Raw genomic sequence first — 17,904 nt, forward strand, 5'->3', positions numbered from 1 at the left:
TTAAAAAAAGTTTGGTGGTGTCTGTGTGAAACAATTATTAGAGCAAACATTAGAAGACAGGCTTGGTTATTTATTAAATGGGAGTGCAATCAAACAGCCGCAGCTGATGTCTGATGTGGAAGCAGTCGAACGGAAAAAAGAGCTTTTTGCTAGAAGACAGGTGGAGATTGTCAAAGCGAAAGCCAAAGCAACACTCCTAGATTCATCGATTCAGGATGACGGTGCTCAGCATGTGCGGTATCTCGCTCATCTCACTTATGTATGCAAGGATGTAGACGATTCTTTTTATTTAGAGGAACAGGTAGAAAAAAGAGAAGCGTTCCTTTACAACGATATGCTTGTAAAAGATCGATTGATGATAGAAGAACGTCAAATGGAAGAGCAAGTGGATGAGCGCTTTCAGACCGAAGAACAGTTTGGGAGAGCCTTTCACTATGACCGGCGGGCAGCCGTGCAATATGCGGAGACGTACTGGAATAAACGAAATCCTGCCTATAAAAATTTTGAAGATAACTGCACAAATTTTATTTCACAATGCTTGAAGGCAGGGAATGCGCCAACGAGAGGATATCCGAACCGCGGATCTGGCTGGTGGGTGAGGCCGCATACGTGGAGCTATAGCTGGACAGTAGCTCATTCGATGAAAAATTATTTAGCGAATTCGAAAGCGGGTTTAAGAGCAAAGAAACTGAAAGAAGCGCAGGAGCTTCAAATTGGTGATGTCATTTGCTACGATTTTGAGGGAGATGGCAGGTATAATCATACAACCATTGTCGTCGATCACGATAAAGGCGGGATGCCTCTTGTGAATGCTCAGACATATGACAGCCGTATGCGCTATTGGTCGTATGAGGATTCGACCGCCTATACACCAGCTATTCGTTATATGTTTTTTCACATTTTGGACGATGCCGCAAAGGATAGTTAATGGTATAATGTTGAGCGGAAAAGAAAATTAGAGGTGAACTTTTTTGGGACTTCATGTCGTTTTATATCAACCAGAGATTCCAGCTAATACTGGAAATATTGCGCGTACATGTGCAGCAACAAATACAACCCTTCATCTGATTCGTCCGCTTGGTTTTTCGACAGATGATAAAATGCTGAAGCGTGCAGGACTCGATTATTGGAAATATGCCAATGTGGTCTATCATGACTCGCTTGATGAATTGTTTGAGGCTCATCCGAAGGGACAATTCTTCTATATTACAAAATTTGGCCAAAAGCCGCATACGACATTTGATTACTCTCAGCTAGATGAAGACTATTTCTTCGTTTTTGGCAGAGAGACAAGTGGATTGCCGAAGGATTTGATCGAGCGGAATATGGACCGCTGCCTTCGTTTACCGATGACAGAACATGTTCGTTCTCTGAATCTATCGAATACGGCAGCAATTCTTGTGTATGAGGCACTTCGCCAGCAGCAATACCGTGATCTGATTTAAGGTCATCATGAAAGCCGGGATACTGATCTCGGCTTTTTTATATGAAATAAGAAACAAAAAGAAGGAAAATACGACACTTTTATACTTTTTTTGACATGTAAAAAAATAGGTAGTATGATAGGTTGTGATAACGTTTTCAAAAAATGAATCCATTAGGAGGAAAAAAGAGATGAAAAAGCTACTGATCACTAGTGCCATTAGTTCAGCTATTTTAATGGGGACGATTCCAGTCAGTATCCCAGGTCTCTCTCTAACGCAGGAAATAGAAGCAGCGCAACTATCGAAAGGTATCGGCGGGCGCACTTATATCAATAGCAATGGATCTATATTGGTCACAAAGATTCAACTCCCTTCCGCAATGAGTGTGTCAAATGGGACAGCTTATATTTATTCTGGGTTCACAGGATCAAAGGAAGCGGATATTGGTCTTCAATACAGTTCAACTTATAATGTATGGAAACCTACGATGAAAGTAGGAGCAAATAATCAAGAGACATATATCGAAGGGAAAAATGACTTTACGTATACAAAAGGATTTAAGCCTGGAAGTACTGTACAAATGACCATTTACAAAAACTTGAATGGACATACAAGAGCAACGTTCTGGGGGACAAATAATGTTGGTTATACTGGGCGTATCATCACGGAAATCCAAAACTCAAACATTGGCTCTGTGACGAAGTGGAAATTACTGTCCACAGTAGCAGTGACTGACGATATCTACCGGAAAGATATTCGTGCGAACTTCTCTACTCGTTTTACTGACATTACATTAGACAGTCGTGCCGTCACACCTGTGATTGATACGCAAGACTTTACGTCCATTCAGGTATCAGGAAATACAGTGAATATGCAGGTGCTAAAAACAACGAACTAAATGAAAAAAGGATGTTCCGCTAATGGAACATCCTTTTTTTCATTTACCAGGCTTGCCTTCGTAGCCAGCTGTGAAAATGGATACTAAAAACGTAATGATGACGCCCATCATAATGACCGTTCTCATATAAGCTCCCCCTTATCCCTTTGTGTCGATCGCTGCCTGTTTCATATGATGTGAAGTTCGCCTCTGAAAAGCAGGAGAAGAAGATCATTTTTCTCCTGTTTTTCCTTTATTATGAAGGGTCTTGCGGATGGTTGTCAATTCAGTTTGCCAATTCGTCATTTTGAAGAACGAAAGCATGTAATAGGACGCCTCCGCATAGATTGTAAAACAGTATCTGATTACTTGCTTCAATCTTGAAAGAGGAGGTTCATATGGATATTTTAAAGAAAATCGAACAGCACAGAGAAGAAGAGCAGCGTCTTAAATGGGAAGGCACATTTGGCGAGTATTTAGACATAATAAAGGAAAATCCACTTGTCGCTCAATCTGCTCATTCTCGCGTTTATCATATGATTAAAGACAGCGGGATTGAAGAGGAGAATGGGGTCAGAACGTACAAATTTTTTGATCAGGAGCTTTTTGGATTAGAGGAATCACTCGAAAGATTAGTGGAGGAATATTTTCACCCTGCTGCCAAGCGGCTCGATGTGAGGAAGCGTATTTTGTTATTGATGGGACCAGTGAGCGGGGGGAAATCTACGCTTGTTACTAGGCTGAAAAGAGGACTAGAAGAATATTCACTGACAGATAATGGCGCAGTCTATGCGATCAAAGGCTGCCCAATGCATGAAGATCCGCTTCATCTTATTCCGCAAAATCTGCGGGAGGATTTCTATAGAGAGTATGGCATTCGTGTGCAGGGGAATTTGTCTCCTCTCAATACGATGAGACTGGAAGAGGAATATGGCGGACGGATTGAGGATGTAAGGGTTGAACGGATCTTTTTCTCAGAGGATAAACGGACCGGTATTGGTACCTTTAGTCCGTCTGATCCGAAATCTCAGGACATTGCTGATTTAACAGGGAGCATCGATTTTTCAACCATTGCTGAATTTGGATCAGAGTCAGATCCAAGGGCCTACCGCTTTGATGGAGAACTCAATAAAGCAAACCGCGGGATGATGGAGTTTCAGGAGATGTTAAAGTGTGATGAGAAATTTCTATGGCATCTTCTGTCATTAACGCAGGAAGGAAATTTTAAAGCAGGCCGTTTTGCCTTGATTAGTGCAGATGAATTGATCGTTGCTCATACGAATGAAACCGAGTACAGGTCATTTATTTCAAATAAAAAGAACGAGGCCTTGCATTCAAGAATTATTGTGATGCCGATTCCTTATAACTTGAAGGTAACAGAGGAGGAACGCATTTATCATAAAATGATTTCAGAAAGTGATGTCGCAGGTGTGCATATTGCCCCGCATACACTGAAGGTGGCAGCGATGTTCTCCATTTTGACAAGACTCAAAGAGCCGAAGCGTTCTGATATTGATTTGGTGAAAAAAATGCGTCTGTATGACGGAGAAAGTGTCGAGGGCTTCCAATCTGCTGATATTGATGAGATGAAAAAGGAATTTCATGATGAAGGGATGAGCGGAATTGATCCGCGGTATGTCATTAACCGTATTTCCTCTACTATCATAAGGAAAAATATGGAATCAATCAATGCGCTGGATGTCCTTCGTTCGTTAAAAGAAGGACTCGATCAGCATCCATCTATCTCAAGCGAGGACCGGGAGCGCTATTTGAATTTTATTTCTGTTGCGCGAAAAGAGTATGACGATATTGCGAAGAAGGAAGTACAAAAGGCATTTGTATATTCCTATGAGGAGTCTGCGAAAACGCTCATGGATAATTACTTAGATAATGTCGAGGCCTATTGCAACAAAAACAAGCTGCGTGATCCATTAACCGGTGAAGAAATGAATCCTGATGAGAAGCTTATGCGTTCAATTGAAGAGCAGATCGGGATTTCTGAAAACGCCAAAAAGGCATTTAGAGAAGAAATTCTGATTCGTATTTCGGCTTATGCGAGAAAGGGCAAACGCTTTGATTATAATTCTCATGAGAGATTGCGTGAGGCGATTCAGAAGAAGCTGTTTGCTGATTTAAAAGATGTGGTAAAAATCACGACGTCAACGAAGACGCCGGATGAACAGCAGCTGAAGAAAGTGAATGAAGTAGTGGCAAGATTAATTGATGAACATGGCTATAATTCAACAAGTGCAAATGAACTTTTAAAATATGTAGGCAGTCTTCTCAATCGTTAATAAATGAAGGAGGCATTATTGGCGCACCTGCACCGGTAATGTCTTTTTTAGAAATGACCGTCAACTTGGGTGACGAGCAGCATAAGATAAAGGAATCGGTGGTTAGAAGAATAGTGCAAACAGGTGAGGAGGGGGATGGATGTCCCGGCAAGAAAAAAGTCAGTTTATTGTATCTCAGGAAGACTGGTCCCTCCATCGAAAAGGCTATGACGACCAGCAGCGTCATCAGAAAAAGGTCAAAGAAGCGATTAAAAACAATTTGCCGGATCTTGTCACAGAAGAAAGCATTATCATGTCTAATGGAAAAGATGTTGTTAAAATTCCAATTCGTTCGTTAGATGAATATAAAATTCGGTACAACTACGATAAAAATAAGCATGTGGGTCAAGGCGATGGAGACAGCGAGGTAGGCGATATTGTCGCACGTGATGGATCAGACAGTAAGCAAGGGCAAGGAAAGGGACAGAGCGCAGGAGATCAGGCTGGAGAGGATTATTACGAAGCTGAGGTCTCATTAATGGATCTTGAGGAAGCGCTGTTTCGGGAATTAGAGCTGCCAAACCTTAAACAAAAGGAGCTTGACGACATCATTGTCGAGCAAATTGAGTTTAACGATATTCGCAAAACCGGGCTAACAGGGAATATTCATAAAAAACGAACGATGCTGTCAGCATTTAAACGAAATGCAATGACAGGCAGTCCTTCCTTTTATCCAATCTACCCAGAGGATATCAAATATAAGACGTGGAATGAAGTGACCAAACCAGAGTCGAAAGCCGTCGTTTTGGCAATGATGGATACGAGCGGAAGTATGGGACTTTGGGAAAAATATATGGCGAGAAGTTTTTTCTTTTGGATGACACGTTTCTTACGGACAAAGTATGAGACGGTCGATATTGAATTTATTGCTCATCATACAGAGGCGAAGGTTGTAGATGAAGAGCATTTCTTCTCACGCGGTGAGAGCGGGGGGACGATTTGCTCCTCTGTCTATCGAAAGGCGCTAGAGCTCATAGACGAACGTTACCCGCCGTCGCGATATAATATTTATCCATTTCATTTTTCTGATGGAGACAATTTGACCTCAGACAATGCACGGTGCGTGAAACTTGTTTCTGAAATTATGAAAAAAGCCAACTTATTCTGTTATGGAGAAGTGAATCAATACAACCGGCATTCCACATTAATGTCAGCATATAAGCATATACAGGATGAGAAATTTAAGCATTATATTTTGAAGCAAAAATCAGATGTTTTTCTCGCCCTAAAAAAATTTTTTCAGCAGGAAGAAGTTCTTTCGTAAATAGCACATTTGAAAAAACCTTTCAGTATAAGGGCTGAAGGGTTTTTTGTATGGAGAAGGAAGGGATCACCAGAAAAAAAGTAAAACTTTCTCTTTGACATTTCAATTTTCATTTATTAATATTTAATCTTGTTAAATATAAGTTTTTCAAAAAAAGATGCCGATCGTCTTTTCTTCTTTTTCTACTCTTTGCTCATGAGTGAACAATAAGTATAAATGGGCTGCACACCATTATTCATGCGGGGAAGATGAAGGGGAAATAACAGTTTTATGAGCTTACTTCATATTCTGTCAGATGATGGGCATTCTAAGTTTGCTAAAGCAGATGACACTATATTTTTATACATGAAAGGAGAAACAAAACATGAACAGAGGGCGTTTATTGCTAACGAACATTATTGGCCTTATTGTGATTCTTGCCATTATTGCCGGAGGTGCTTATTACTACTACGAAAGCACAAATTTTGTCAAAACTGACGAGGCGAAAGTAACAGGTGACATGTATCAAATCACAGCACCAGCAGCTGGACAAATCAAAGGCTGGGATATCAATGAAGGTGACGAAGTGCAAAAAGACAGCACAGTTGCAAAAGTTGAAGGAGAAACAAAAACAAACGTTAAATCAGTGGCTGATGGCACATTAGTCAAAAAGGAAGTACAAAACAATCAACAAGTGCAGCCTGGTACAGTTCTTGGTGAAACGATTGATTTAAGCAAGCTTTATATCACAGCAAATATCAAAGAAACAGATATTAAAAACATTGAAAAAGGCGACAAAGTCGACATCGTGGTAGATGGTGATCCTGATACAACATTTGAAGGAACAGTTGAACAAATTGGTTATGCGACAAATTCAACATTCAACATGCTGCCAGCAACAAACTCAAGTGGTAACTATACAAAAGTGACACAAAAAGTAGCAGTGAAAATTTCAATTAAAAATCCATCAGACAAAGTACTTCCTGGTATGAATGCTTCTGTCAAAATTTCATCTTAATGATGATTGATATCAAAAAATGAAAGGAGGTTGTCTGAGATGGCAAATCAACCTGCAGCAACAAAACAGGGAGCAGGCTCCTTGTCTTTACTGATCATTTTAATGGCCGGCTTGTTCGTCGCGATTTTGAACCAAACACTTCTGAACGTAGCTATGCCCCATTTAATGACTGAATTTAATGTGAGTGCAACGACGATTCAGTGGCTTACAACAGGTTATATGCTTGTCAACGGTGTGCTGATTCCGTTATCTGCGTTTTTAATCACACGCTTTGGACAGCGCAGTTTATTCCTAGTTGCCATGATCTCGTTTACACTAGGGACCTTTATTTGCGGGATTGCACCGAACTTTTCGACCATGCTCATCGGCCGTTTGATTCAGGCAGTCGGCGGCGGTATTCTGCAGCCACTCGTAATGACAACAATCCTTTTTATTTTCCCTCCAGAAAACAGAGGGAAAGGAATGGGGATTTTCGGTCTTGCGATGATGTTTGCTCCTGCGGTAGGACCAACTTTATCTGGTTACATTATTGAACATTATTCTTGGCGTATTATGTTTTATGGACTTGTTCCAATCGGAGCAATTGTCATTATCGCGGCTTTCTTTATGTTTAGAAATATTGTAGAGCCTAAAAAGATCAAGCTGGACAGCCTTGGTGCGATTCTTTCCATCGTTGGTTTTGCTTCGCTCCTATACGGAGTGAGTGAAGCTGGAAGTGATGGCTGGACAGATCCGATTGTCTTATCGACGATTATTGTAGGTGCGATTGCGATCATTCTCTTTATTTTCCAACAGCTGAAAGCTGATAATCCGATGCTTGATTTCCGAGTGTTTAAATACAGCATTTTCTCATTATCAAGTGTCATTAATATTATTATTACAGTTGCCTTATACACTGGGATGTTCTTACTTCCGATTTATCTGCAGAACCTCGTTGGGTTTACCGCATTGCAATCCGGGCTATTAATGCTTCCAGGAGCACTTGCGATGCTGATTATGTCCCCGATTTCAGGTATTTTGTTTGATAAATTTGGACCTCGTCCGCTTGCGATTGTGGGGATGCTCATTACCGTTGTCACCACATTCGAGTTTACAAGGCTGACTATTGATACATCATATAGTCACATTGTGCTCATGTATGCAATTCGTGCATTCGGTATGTCACTCCTTATGATGCCGGTGATGACAGCTGGGATGAACCAACTACCACAGCACTTAAACAGCCATGGGACAGCGATGTCTAATACATTAAGACAAATAAGCGGTTCGATCGGTACGAGTTTGATCACAACGATTTATACGAATCGGACAACATTCCATTATTCCAATATGGCGGATCAAACAAATACAGCGGACCCGTTCTTTATGAATTCATTCCAGGCGGCTGTGTCGAATGTGATGCACCATATGGGCATGACAGCTGAAGCTGCTCAAAAATATGTATCTACCCAGCTCTTTACGAAAGCACAGGTTGATTCAAACGTAATGGGTATCAATGATGCTTACATGTGGGTAACGTTATTCTGTGCCGCTGGTGTCATTCTCAGCTTGTTCCTGCGTGATGTACGTAAGGATAAAAAGCGAAAAGATCAGCAGCATAAAAAACAAGAAATGACACTGCTTCCAGCACCTAAGGAAGCAAATCAAGATGCAAGATAAGTGTGGAGGGACCGTACATGAAAATTTATGTCGTATACGATAGTGAAGGTGACCATACGAAAGCACTGGCAGAAGCAATTGCAGCGGGTGCAGGTGAAACAGAGCAGGCAGAAGTATTCGTTGATCACGTAAAAGATGCTGATATTCGCAAGCTTGATCAAATGGATGCAATCATTTGGGGCTGCCCTGGTCACTTTGGGACCATTAGTGCTGGATTAAAGACATGGATTGACCGTCTTGGCTATCTATGGGCAGAGGGAAAACTAATCGATAAAGTCGGTGCCGTTTTCTGTACAACTGCTACAACGCACGGCGGTTTAGAAATGACAATGCATAATTTGATTACACCAATGTTCCACCAAGGGATGCTTGTCGTTGGTCTTCCTGGAAATGTGCCAGAAAATGCTTTATACGGCTCTTACTATGGAGCAGGTGTGACATGTCCGATTGATTCTGATGAAGTGATTTCGACAGAAGGCATTGAACTCGGGAAAGCATTAGGAAGACGTGTAGCATCAGTCACTGCGTCATTTAAGCGATAAGGAGAGGGTTCTTTTGGCGACGATTATTGTAGCGTTAGTAGCTGCTGTTCTAGTCATTATCGGATTAGTAGCATTCAATGTTAGACACGCTTCGGTCGAGAAGAAAGAGATCAATGAAGATGTGCCCAATCAGCCTGACGTGGCCCGTAGCGAGTCAGAAGTTGCGGCGAGACCTGTAGAGCCTGAAGTAGAAGAGGAAGCGTCAACGCCTCTTCAAACGGATGAACGAGTGTCTGGAGATGATTTCTATAGACAGGCGCTTCAAAAGTTTAAGCAGCCAGAACCACCTGTCAAAGAAGAAGAACCAGAGACAAAAATGAATGATGATATGTATCGTTCTGCTTTGCAGAAGCTAAAGCAGAAGGACAAATAAAAAAGAGAACCTCTCGTCAGGTTCTCTTTTTTATTATGGCACAAAAAAACCGCCGGCAGAAGCCGGGCGGTTTTCCTTCACTCTATAAAGTGCTAAAGAGCAGATGCTCTTAAATTACGCTTTGTTAACGTTAGCAGCTTGTGGTCCACGGTTACCTTCAACGATTTCGAAAGAAACTGCTTGACCTTCTTCTAAAGTTTTGAAGCCTTCGCCTTGGATAGCAGAGAAGTGAACGAATACATCGTCTTGACCTTCTACTTCGATGAATCCGAAACCTTTTTCAGAGTTGAACCATTTTACTTTACCTTCTAACATGAAATTTCCTCCTAAAGCGATCATAACGCTTAAATTCACTATTCTTGCTCTTACACAAACTTCAAAGACGAAAACTCTTTCAAAACTTTCTTCTTAAAGATGATACGAACAAAAATAATTACCTTTACTTTACCAGTGTTTGCGGGAAAAAACAACTGTTATACGAAAACTTTTTTAAAAATAATTAGCGATAACAAATTGAGGAAAAAGCCTATATTCATTGGCCTCTTTTTCTCCCTGAGAAGCTCACTTGATTTCGGCCAGACTGCTTCGCTTTATAGAGCTCCTGGTCAGCTATAATCGGTAATTGTTTGATATCTGGACTTGTCCCGGGGTAATACGCACACCCAAGTGATACTGTAATATGAATGGACATGCCATTTTGTAAATAAACCGGCTGATCTGCTATTTTTCTCCGTAAGCGTTCTGCAATCTGCCATGTTTTTTCAACTGTACAATTTGGTAGAAAGACTGCAAATTCCTCGCCGCCGATCCGGCCAATATAATCAGAGCTTCTTGTGTTTTTGATCAGCCTTTTTCCGATTTCTTTTAAAACCATATCTCCCTCATGATGTCCATATTGGTCATTGATGGATTTGAAGTAATCAATGTCTAAGTAAATAAGGGACATTTGATGGATAGGCTGCTTAAATTTCATCGAAAAAGCATCATTTAAGACCTCATCGAACTTCCGTTTATTTAAAACACCTGTTAAAAAATCATAATGAGCTTGGAATTTATACAAATTCAGCAGCTGATATGCTTTAGTTTGATGCTCAATGACGTAAAAGTTAAACAATCCTGCAATAAATGAGAACATCCAATAAGCAAAATGCAGTTCAAATGATGTCTCATGCACGATTAAGATAAATAGGCTTGTGGCAATCACATTACCTAACGTAATGGACAACAGCATTTTCACAACATGATTCATATGCCGTTCAGCAATTAAAAAAGAAGCAGTTGCGATGATCATCATGGAAAAAATATTGATGAAAGAAGCGACGTTGGCTTCGATTAATAATCGACCAATGATCACAACAAAGGCTGCAATGATGGTTTGGGCGATGCCTCCGTAAAAGGCCGTTAAAATAAGGGGGATATGTCTTAAATCGATGATGGCTGGTCCTGCTTTGATAGAGAAGAACATTAAAAGGACACCGAGTAACCCAGAAAGAATGCCTTTGCATAGTTGTCTGAGCAGGGTATCTTCTTTCTTAAGGAAATTCTCTTTAAACACAAGCATAAATAAATAATGGAAAGTGACAAGAATTGTTAAATTAATAAAGAGGTCTCTTAGCAAAATTAAATCACCTTTTTAAAATTACTAAAATTTGTTGCAAAAGAAAAGGGGAAAAAGGATAATTAATAAAAATTTCACTTATGAGGGGAACGAAACACATGCGAGGAAAACGTTTCCCAGATGAAACGGACTGGCTTTCTTTTTTTGAAACGGAGCCTGATGAAAGGTTCGAGAAAGGGATGCCTATTGAATATCAAAGCCTGACATTTCGATTTGAGAATCAAGACGAGCGCTTCGTTGTCACGATGTACCTTGGAAGACAAGAATTTACGTTAAAAGCTGTTCGAAAAAAAGATGGATCTGTTTTAGGCATCTATGATTTTAAAACTGTGCAGCATGTAGAGATCAAAAAGGACCGGCCGAACGAAAAAGAGCTTTTAATCATAATGGAAGCTTATCACGATTTTATGGCAACAGTTGAAATCACCTTTTTACCTTTCTTCTCTGTGATGGTGAAAGAACATTTTTCAGGAGAATAAACAGGAGCCTCTATACATGAAGGCTCCTGTTTTCTTATTTGTGCTCGATGTCATTGATCACTTGCTGGATTGATTCATCATCCATCACATTCATGACACTTTCATCAATATGGAGAGACTGTGCATAAGACTCTCTTGGCTGATGGTTTCTTGATGTTGATTGGTGCTGATTCGAATGGTTTGGCTGTACAGCAGTGAATGCTTGCTTCATCATTTGTCCGATTTCTGCAGTGCCCTTTGATTCTTTCTGTGCGTGTGACTCGTGTCGAGTCGAGTCATGGTGCTGTTGATCTTTTCCCTTCATCATTGAAGACATATTCATTTGCGTCATGCTTTTCAGTCTTCTTCGTAAAACCGGGGAAAATAATGCAATGATGGCTGTTGATGCTGCGATCATTGCGCCAGTGCTCATGCCTTTTCTTTTTTTAAACAAACGAATCCCTCCATTTGATCGTGATGATACTTCTTCATCATGTTTAGGATGACCAAACAAAGTCGAATTATGAATTCATTTCGCTGAAATAGAGGATGGATGCATAAAAAGCCGGCTGGATGAAAAACCTAAGAGCAAAAGGAGGGAATAATTGATGAATAAGAAATGGATGCTATCTTTACTACTCGTTCCAGCATTGATCACCACTGGATGTGGTATGAACAACCAAGGAGACGAGCGAAGAGGAACAATGAAACGACAGTATGAAAATGTCACATATAAGAATGACAACATGAGGCAGGATCAGCAAAATGTCCAAACACCTCAGAAGGTCAAAGTGGCAGATAAAGCGTCAGAGCTTGTAGCCAACATGTCTGAAGTAAAAACAGCGAACGTACTTGTTACAGGAAAGAATGCATTTGTTGCCGTTATGCTTGAAGGCGATAAAAGTGGTAATGTGACAGAAGATTTGAAAAAGAAAATTTCTGATAAAGTCAAATCAACGGATCAACAAATCGACAATGTGTATGTATCTGCCAATCCAGACTTTGTCGACCGCATGGAAGGGTACGGAAAACGTATTAGAAGCGGAGAGCCTATCTCAGGATTTTTCGATGAATTTACTGAAACGGTCAGACGTGTCTTCCCTGAATCAAAATAGCTACGACAAAAGCCGTATGTCATATGCGGCTTTTTTGTTTGGAACCGCACCTTGCGCACCTGACTGCATAAAGTAAAAAATATATCACCTCTTGTTGATCTTTGTTTCTTCATAGAAAGAGAAAGAGGCTGCAGGATGAATTCAGGTGGGGAGCAAATGAAAGCCAAGTCGTCTTTGATTCATAAAAAACTTGTAGGCGGAATGATAGCAGCAGGTCTCATTTTTTATGCTTTCACCGCGTACTTGATTTATGTTGCGTTTCAGTTGACAGGACAATATTTAGAGCAGCAGTCTTCTCCTAAAACAATTTTAACGGAGGGACTCAATAAGCAAGTCTATGAACATATTAGAATATACTATGCAGAGGAAGAGGACGCTTTTGTTGATTTGACAATCGAGGCCATGGATCAGGCAAAGAAGAGGACAGCGTCAGTGTTTCAATTTGAAACTGACAAACCTTTAGACATTATTTATTTTGATGATAAAGAGACAATCGAGCAATTTGCCGGGATCAAGCATATTACAGGTTTTTACTCTGATCATGATCAAATGATAGGGTTATATCCAGATAAACGGGAAGCATTATTGAAGAAAGAGACACTCCCTTTATATTTTTTCAACACATTATTGATTCATGAATATGCTCACTTTGTTTTCTATGAAAAAGTTCATTCTTACGAAGTGTCTCCGGTGATCTTTCCCCTTTGGTTCCATGAGGGAACAGCAGAATGGACGGCCTATGATGTGTTAAATGCTACGTCTGAACGGTTCGACGTCATTCCCTTTCAGTCTCTTCATTCCGATCAAGATTGGCAGGACTCCCGGGTGACGTATGAGACAGATGTTTATGTGCAAAGCTACTATATGATTTATGAGCTCGTGCAGCTTTATGGACGAGACGTCATACATGAAATTATGGAGGAAACGGCGAAGACTGGCCGTTTTGATAGAGGTTTTGAACAAGCGACAGGACAGCGGCTCGCAGATTTTGAAGATCAGTTTAACAAGATATATCAAATAAAAAACGGCTGACCTGAGGATATAGGTCGGCCGTTTTTTATTTAATGAAGCGGTTTTTGCTGATTGGTTTTGTTTGGCGGCATTTGAACTTGGCCCTTCATTGGGGCAAATGTAGACGTCATCGCCTGCATATCTTGAGCTGTAAGCTGCGGAACTTGATAATAGCTATGTTTATTTTGATATAAGAAAATTTCATACGCCATTTCAATAAAGTTCGGAATTTGCGCTGCAAGCACACGTCGCACCACAGGGTTTGTTACCTCTAGTGCAGTCATTGAAAGTAATCCAGCATGTGATTTCACGAGACCTAGCATATGTCCTGTAATTCCCGTGTCTTTTACATCCTGTAACGATTGATTTGGCTTCTTAGGCTGAGATGGTTTTATTCCGTATGTCACCTGTGTTTGTTCTTTCATCATATACGTAGATGTTTCTTCACTAGGCTTTTGACCAGTAGAAAAACAATCTACCGTGACATTATACTGTGACAATACAAATTGATATTGTCGATCTAAAATGTCGGATAATGCGGGATCTTGGATGAATTGGCGAAAGATCATGTATTGATCCAAAATATTAATGGTCCCTGCTAATACTTCATGTAAATCAAATAACTCATGCCCGCCATGATTGAATTGTGGCTGCTGGACATTTCCTTGAACGTTTGTCTGCTGATCGTTTTGCATTGAGATTCCTCCTTCTATATATACATTCTGTTTTAATGTGAGGATGTTTTCCTTCTTTCATGCAAAAAACATTATTTACAATTAGAGGGTTTTCTTCCTTTTTGTCGAAAAAAAGTATCAGACGAATGAACATGGGGGTACCAGATGCAGGACAAAATCATTAATCGTTTGATAGAAGACGAACATGTGCAGGCACCAGTGATTGGCATCGGTGTTTCGCCGTTTGAACAGCATCATCTTGAGGCTTTTTTTCAATCATTTCCACATGAATTAAATGCCTCTTTTATTGTTGTGCAAAATCATGTGACAGGCGATTGTATAACTGATTTGGAAGCACTTGTTTTACCGATTGGCTACCGGGCAAAAACGATTAAACATGGTGAGAAAGTCATGAAGAAGACGATTTATTTTTGTCCACAGCATGCGGTGGTGACGTTAACGGAAGATCAGCGGCTGCACCTATCAGAGCAGCTGCCGGCGTGCATGGCTTGCTCTGTGGACTTGCTTTTTCAGTCTCTTGCCAGCGTTCAAAAAGAGGAGGCTTATGCGATTTTCTTTCAAAAAGGTCATTGCGTGGGAAGTGGCTTGCTTCAGTTGGTTGAGCAGGGCGGTACAGCTTTATCGTGCAGTGAGGAAGAAAGTGGTTTTGACACCTTGTATCAACAAACATTCAAGGATCCTACCACCCTTGCGGCATATATCTCCAATATCATGAATGTTCCGCACATCGATGAGGTAGATCCTGTTTTATTGAGAATTATTGAACGACTTGAAATGTATAAAGGCATTGCCTTTTCAACCTATGAAAGGAAAAGGCTGCTATCTGTCATTCAAAAACGAATGAAGGTTGCAAAAAAACGGATTTCATTGTTATCAGAGTACGACAACTTATTAGAAAGAGAACCAGATGAGCTTGACCTTCTGCACGTACAGCTTCTAAGCGGTATGACATCTTTTTTTAGAGATATGGAGGCTTTTCATGTATGTGAACATCAGATCATTCCGTCGATCATTGAAAATGCGGTGAAAAACGGGAAATCTCGATGCCGTATTTGGATTGCTGGATGTTCGACAGGAGAGGAAGCCTATTCTTTTACGATCTTATTTTTAGAAGAAATGAAGCGAAGACAAGTGACCATTGAACTTCAAGTATTTGCAACAGATATCAACCGGAAAGCCATTCAAACAGCTAGTAAAGGTCTTTACTCAGTAGAGTCTATGGCAAGGATGCCGGAAAAATGGCGGGCGCGATATTTCGAAAGGAAAGGTGACGCTTTTATTGTGAAGCAGTCGCTTAGAAAACATATTGTCTTTGCACCTCACAATTTATTGATCGATTCACCTTTTATCCACCTCGATTTTATCAGTTGCCGAAATGTTCTGATGTACTTCCAGCCTGAAGTGCAAAAACGAGTATTGTCCCGATTCCAATATGCTTTAAAAGACCAAGGGATGTTGATATTAGGGCCAAATGAAACTGTACCCAATATCCCTCGTTTGTTTCATTTGTTCAATGAAAAATGGAACATTTACACTCATTCAAACGTTTCAAAACCACATGTCCCTTGGACACCAGACGCTCGTGATATCGAGTTGAAAGCGCGAGCCGAACAATATATGCAAGAAGTAAGCAAGGATTATGATGCATGTATGGTCATCAACGATAGTGACAAAATCCTGGCAGTATCAAAGGGTGCGTATTCTTTTTTAGATCATACAGAAGTGTCAGATCAATCATGTGAATATGTGACACCTGATTATATGAAAGAGATGTTGAGTCAAACCTTTCAAAAGGTGTGGACAGACGAGACAGAGGTTGTGTTTCAGCATGTTCTCATTTCGGAAAAAGGTAGAAAGCAGTATGCAGATTTTACCGTGAAAAGTTTTGACCGCCGTTTTAAGGGAGTTTACGTCATTCTCATTCGAATGAATGAGAGAGGGAAAAATCAAAAGAACGGCAGGGACATAGGGATGTCAGATCAGAATTCAGTCTATCAACAGCGTATTGTCGATTTGGAAAATGAACTCAATGAAGTCAAACAAAAGGAGCAGGAGGCAAGGGCTCAATTAAAAGCAAAACACACGCAATTAGAGGAGTTTGAGAAAAAACACGAGCATTATATAAATATCATAAACAATTTAAGGGTGACGAGAGAAGAACTGTACAGTCCCTCTGTCAAGCCGGAGCTGGCAACGCTGTTTGTGGACAGGGACATGAATATACACTATTACACTCCTACAGCTGCCTCTTTATTTACTTCTGCGAAAATCAGACATCAGCAATCCTTTCAGTCGATGGCTAAAAAGCTTACGCAGGAAACGCTCTATCATGATATCCAATCCGTCATATCGAATAGGCGCGCGATCGAACGTGAAATTGAAACGAACGAAGGCGAGCAATTCACTGTTCACATCACACCCATCTACGATGAAGAACATGAAGGCGCGGTGATGACTTGGATTAAAATGACTGAAGTAACGAAAATCAAGCAGTCGCTTCATCTAGCGGTAACGGCACTTGATAACAGCCATATTCATATTGTTGTGGCAACTGAGGAAGGAGTCATCCAATGCGTGAACCAGCGTTTCTGTCAGTTTGTCCAGCAACATGAATATGACCTGATCGGCAAAGATATTTTTTCTGTCTATCATTCACTATGTCAATGTGATGATTTAGAGAAGCAATGGAAGGTTTGTTTAAGAGAGGGCAGTTGGACAGGTGAGCTGTACTTTCAAGATTTATCTGGACGTGAACGATGGGAGAGAGTCTCTTTACATCGAATTGATGACCCTGACAAAATGCAGTCAACCGTCATGCGGATTTCAGAGGATATCACCAATCAAAAGCAGTCAGAGAAGATGCTGATGAAATCAGAGATGCTGTCAGCAGTAGGGCAGCTTGCAGCAGGCATCGCTCATGAGATACGGAACCCGCTGACCTCATTAAAAGGATTTTTACAGCTGATGATTCAAAGTAAGAAGTATCAGAAAGATTATGCAGATGTGATGATGTCAGAGTTTAATCGGCTCGAGTCGATTATTAATGAATTCCTCGTTCTTTCTAGAAGCAAATCGGTGAAATTTGAACCGGTACATGTCAATCTTCTGCTCGAAGAAGTGATCATGGTCGTTGAATCTCAGGCGGTCTTAAAAGGCGTGTCCATTCAGAAAAAGCTGTCTCCGTCGCTCCCTAACATTCAAGGCATTCCGAATGAACTAAAACAAGTCTTCCTAAACATCCTTAAAAATGGAATAGAAGCGATGGATGGTGTGACAGGCGTCATCAAGGTGGCCTCTCTCATGAAAGATCAGCAAATGATGCTGATCTTTGAAGACCAAGGAAAGGGAATACCAGAGGACGAAATAGGGAAACTCGGTGAACCATTTTATACAACAAAAGAAAAGGGGACAGGCCTTGGTTTAATGATGACCATTAAAATCATCGAAAGCCATGGCGGCACCATTCGTTTTGAAAGCAAAAGCTTTGAGGGGACACGAGTGATTATTACCTTTCCGATGAGTTAAAAAAGACAAGTTT

At 40.6% G+C, this 17,904-nt stretch carries 17 protein-coding genes; 13 read left to right on the forward strand and 4 right to left on the reverse strand.

Features of this window, described 5'->3' with window-relative positions; all coding sequences use genetic code 11:
- The first annotated feature begins 25 nt into the window (after positions 1–25).
- The 9 genes from ACQYAC_RS17735 to ACQYAC_RS17775 all read left to right on the forward strand — a co-directional run bounded on the left by ACQYAC_RS17735 (position 26) and on the right by ACQYAC_RS17775 (position 9,469).
- Positions 26–928, forward strand: a complete 903-nt coding sequence (locus ACQYAC_RS17735; RefSeq protein ID WP_429943801.1) for an amidase domain-containing protein — start codon at positions 26–28, stop codon at positions 926–928.
- A gap of 43 nt (positions 929–971) precedes the next feature.
- The gene (gene trmL / locus ACQYAC_RS17740) at positions 972–1,445 is read left to right on the forward strand and encodes a tRNA (uridine(34)/cytosine(34)/5-carboxymethylaminomethyluridine(34)-2'-O)-methyltransferase TrmL (protein ID WP_003211950.1); all 474 of its coding nucleotides are present in this window, start codon (positions 972–974) and stop codon (positions 1,443–1,445) included.
- Positions 1,446–1,614: 169 nt separating this feature from the next.
- Positions 1,615–2,322, forward strand: a complete 708-nt coding sequence (locus ACQYAC_RS17745; RefSeq protein ID WP_306011902.1) for a YrpD family protein — start codon at positions 1,615–1,617, stop codon at positions 2,320–2,322.
- A gap of 377 nt (positions 2,323–2,699) precedes the next feature.
- Entirely contained in the window at positions 2,700–4,595 is a 1,896-nt protein-coding gene (locus ACQYAC_RS17750) for a PrkA family serine protein kinase (RefSeq protein ID WP_058014461.1), read from the forward strand.
- A gap of 139 nt (positions 4,596–4,734) precedes the next feature.
- Positions 4,735–5,898 (forward strand): sporulation protein YhbH, encoded by a 1,164-nt coding sequence (yhbH, locus tag ACQYAC_RS17755; protein WP_003211440.1) that lies wholly within the window; start codon positions 4,735–4,737, stop codon positions 5,896–5,898.
- A 364-nt stretch (positions 5,899–6,262) separates the two neighbouring features.
- The gene (locus tag ACQYAC_RS17760) at positions 6,263–6,895 is read left to right on the forward strand and encodes an HlyD family efflux transporter periplasmic adaptor subunit (protein ID WP_058014460.1); all 633 of its coding nucleotides are present in this window, start codon (positions 6,263–6,265) and stop codon (positions 6,893–6,895) included.
- Between the two features lie 39 nt (positions 6,896–6,934).
- Positions 6,935–8,554 (forward strand): DHA2 family efflux MFS transporter permease subunit, encoded by a 1,620-nt coding sequence (locus ACQYAC_RS17765; RefSeq protein WP_058014459.1) that lies wholly within the window; start codon positions 6,935–6,937, stop codon positions 8,552–8,554.
- A 17-nt stretch (positions 8,555–8,571) separates the two neighbouring features.
- A complete protein-coding gene (locus ACQYAC_RS17770; protein WP_012009378.1) occupies positions 8,572–9,096 on the forward strand; it encodes a flavodoxin family protein in 525 nt (174 codons plus the stop codon).
- Positions 9,097–9,109: 13 nt separating this feature from the next.
- Positions 9,110–9,469 carry a hypothetical protein gene (locus ACQYAC_RS17775; protein ID WP_058014458.1) on the forward strand — a complete coding sequence of 120 codons (360 nt, stop codon included), beginning with the start codon at positions 9,110–9,112 and terminating at the stop codon, positions 9,467–9,469.
- 114 nt (positions 9,470–9,583) lie between these two features.
- On the opposite strand, the gene cspB is transcribed toward ACQYAC_RS17775, so the two are convergent.
- Both cspB and ACQYAC_RS17785 read right to left on the reverse strand, forming a co-directional pair.
- The gene (cspB, locus tag ACQYAC_RS17780; protein ID WP_003212277.1) at positions 9,584–9,784 is read right to left on the reverse strand and encodes a cold shock-like protein CspB; all 201 of its coding nucleotides are present in this window, start codon (positions 9,782–9,784) and stop codon (positions 9,584–9,586) included.
- 217 nt (positions 9,785–10,001) lie between these two features.
- Positions 10,002–11,087: a GGDEF domain-containing protein gene (locus ACQYAC_RS17785; protein ID WP_058014457.1), complete on the reverse strand. Its 1,086-nt coding sequence runs from the start codon at positions 11,085–11,087 to the stop codon at positions 10,002–10,004.
- Between the two features lie 98 nt (positions 11,088–11,185).
- Here ACQYAC_RS17785 and ACQYAC_RS17790 point away from each other — a divergent pair, with 98 nt between their 5' ends.
- Entirely contained in the window at positions 11,186–11,566 is a 381-nt protein-coding gene (locus ACQYAC_RS17790) for a hypothetical protein (RefSeq protein ID WP_429943802.1), read from the forward strand.
- A gap of 34 nt (positions 11,567–11,600) precedes the next feature.
- On the opposite strand, the gene ACQYAC_RS17795 is transcribed toward ACQYAC_RS17790, so the two are convergent.
- Entirely contained in the window at positions 11,601–11,999 is a 399-nt protein-coding gene (locus ACQYAC_RS17795) for a hypothetical protein (RefSeq protein WP_061407202.1), read from the reverse strand.
- A gap of 154 nt (positions 12,000–12,153) precedes the next feature.
- Here ACQYAC_RS17795 and ACQYAC_RS17800 point away from each other — a divergent pair, with 154 nt between their 5' ends.
- Together ACQYAC_RS17800 and ACQYAC_RS17805 are read left to right on the forward strand one after the other, a co-directional pair.
- Entirely contained in the window at positions 12,154–12,660 is a 507-nt protein-coding gene (locus ACQYAC_RS17800) for a YhcN/YlaJ family sporulation lipoprotein (RefSeq protein WP_180309329.1), read from the forward strand.
- A 156-nt stretch (positions 12,661–12,816) separates the two neighbouring features.
- The gene (locus ACQYAC_RS17805; protein WP_429943969.1) at positions 12,817–13,692 is read left to right on the forward strand and encodes a hypothetical protein; all 876 of its coding nucleotides are present in this window, start codon (positions 12,817–12,819) and stop codon (positions 13,690–13,692) included.
- Between the two features lie 29 nt (positions 13,693–13,721).
- Here ACQYAC_RS17805 and ACQYAC_RS17810 read toward each other — a convergent pair whose 3' ends face one another.
- A complete protein-coding gene (locus ACQYAC_RS17810) occupies positions 13,722–14,366 on the reverse strand; it encodes a spore coat protein (RefSeq protein WP_429943803.1) in 645 nt (214 codons plus the stop codon).
- A gap of 144 nt (positions 14,367–14,510) precedes the next feature.
- On the opposite strand from ACQYAC_RS17810, the gene ACQYAC_RS17815 reads away from it, so the two are divergent.
- On the forward strand, positions 14,511–17,891 hold the full coding sequence (locus ACQYAC_RS17815; RefSeq protein WP_429943804.1) for a CheR family methyltransferase: 3,381 nt from the start codon (positions 14,511–14,513) through the stop codon (positions 17,889–17,891).
- The last annotated feature ends 13 nt before the right edge of the window (positions 17,892–17,904 follow it).

The organism is Bacillus sp. MM09(2025) (assembly GCF_050496725.1).
Taxonomy (GTDB): domain Bacteria; phylum Bacillota; class Bacilli; order Bacillales; family Bacillaceae; genus Bacillus; species Bacillus pumilus.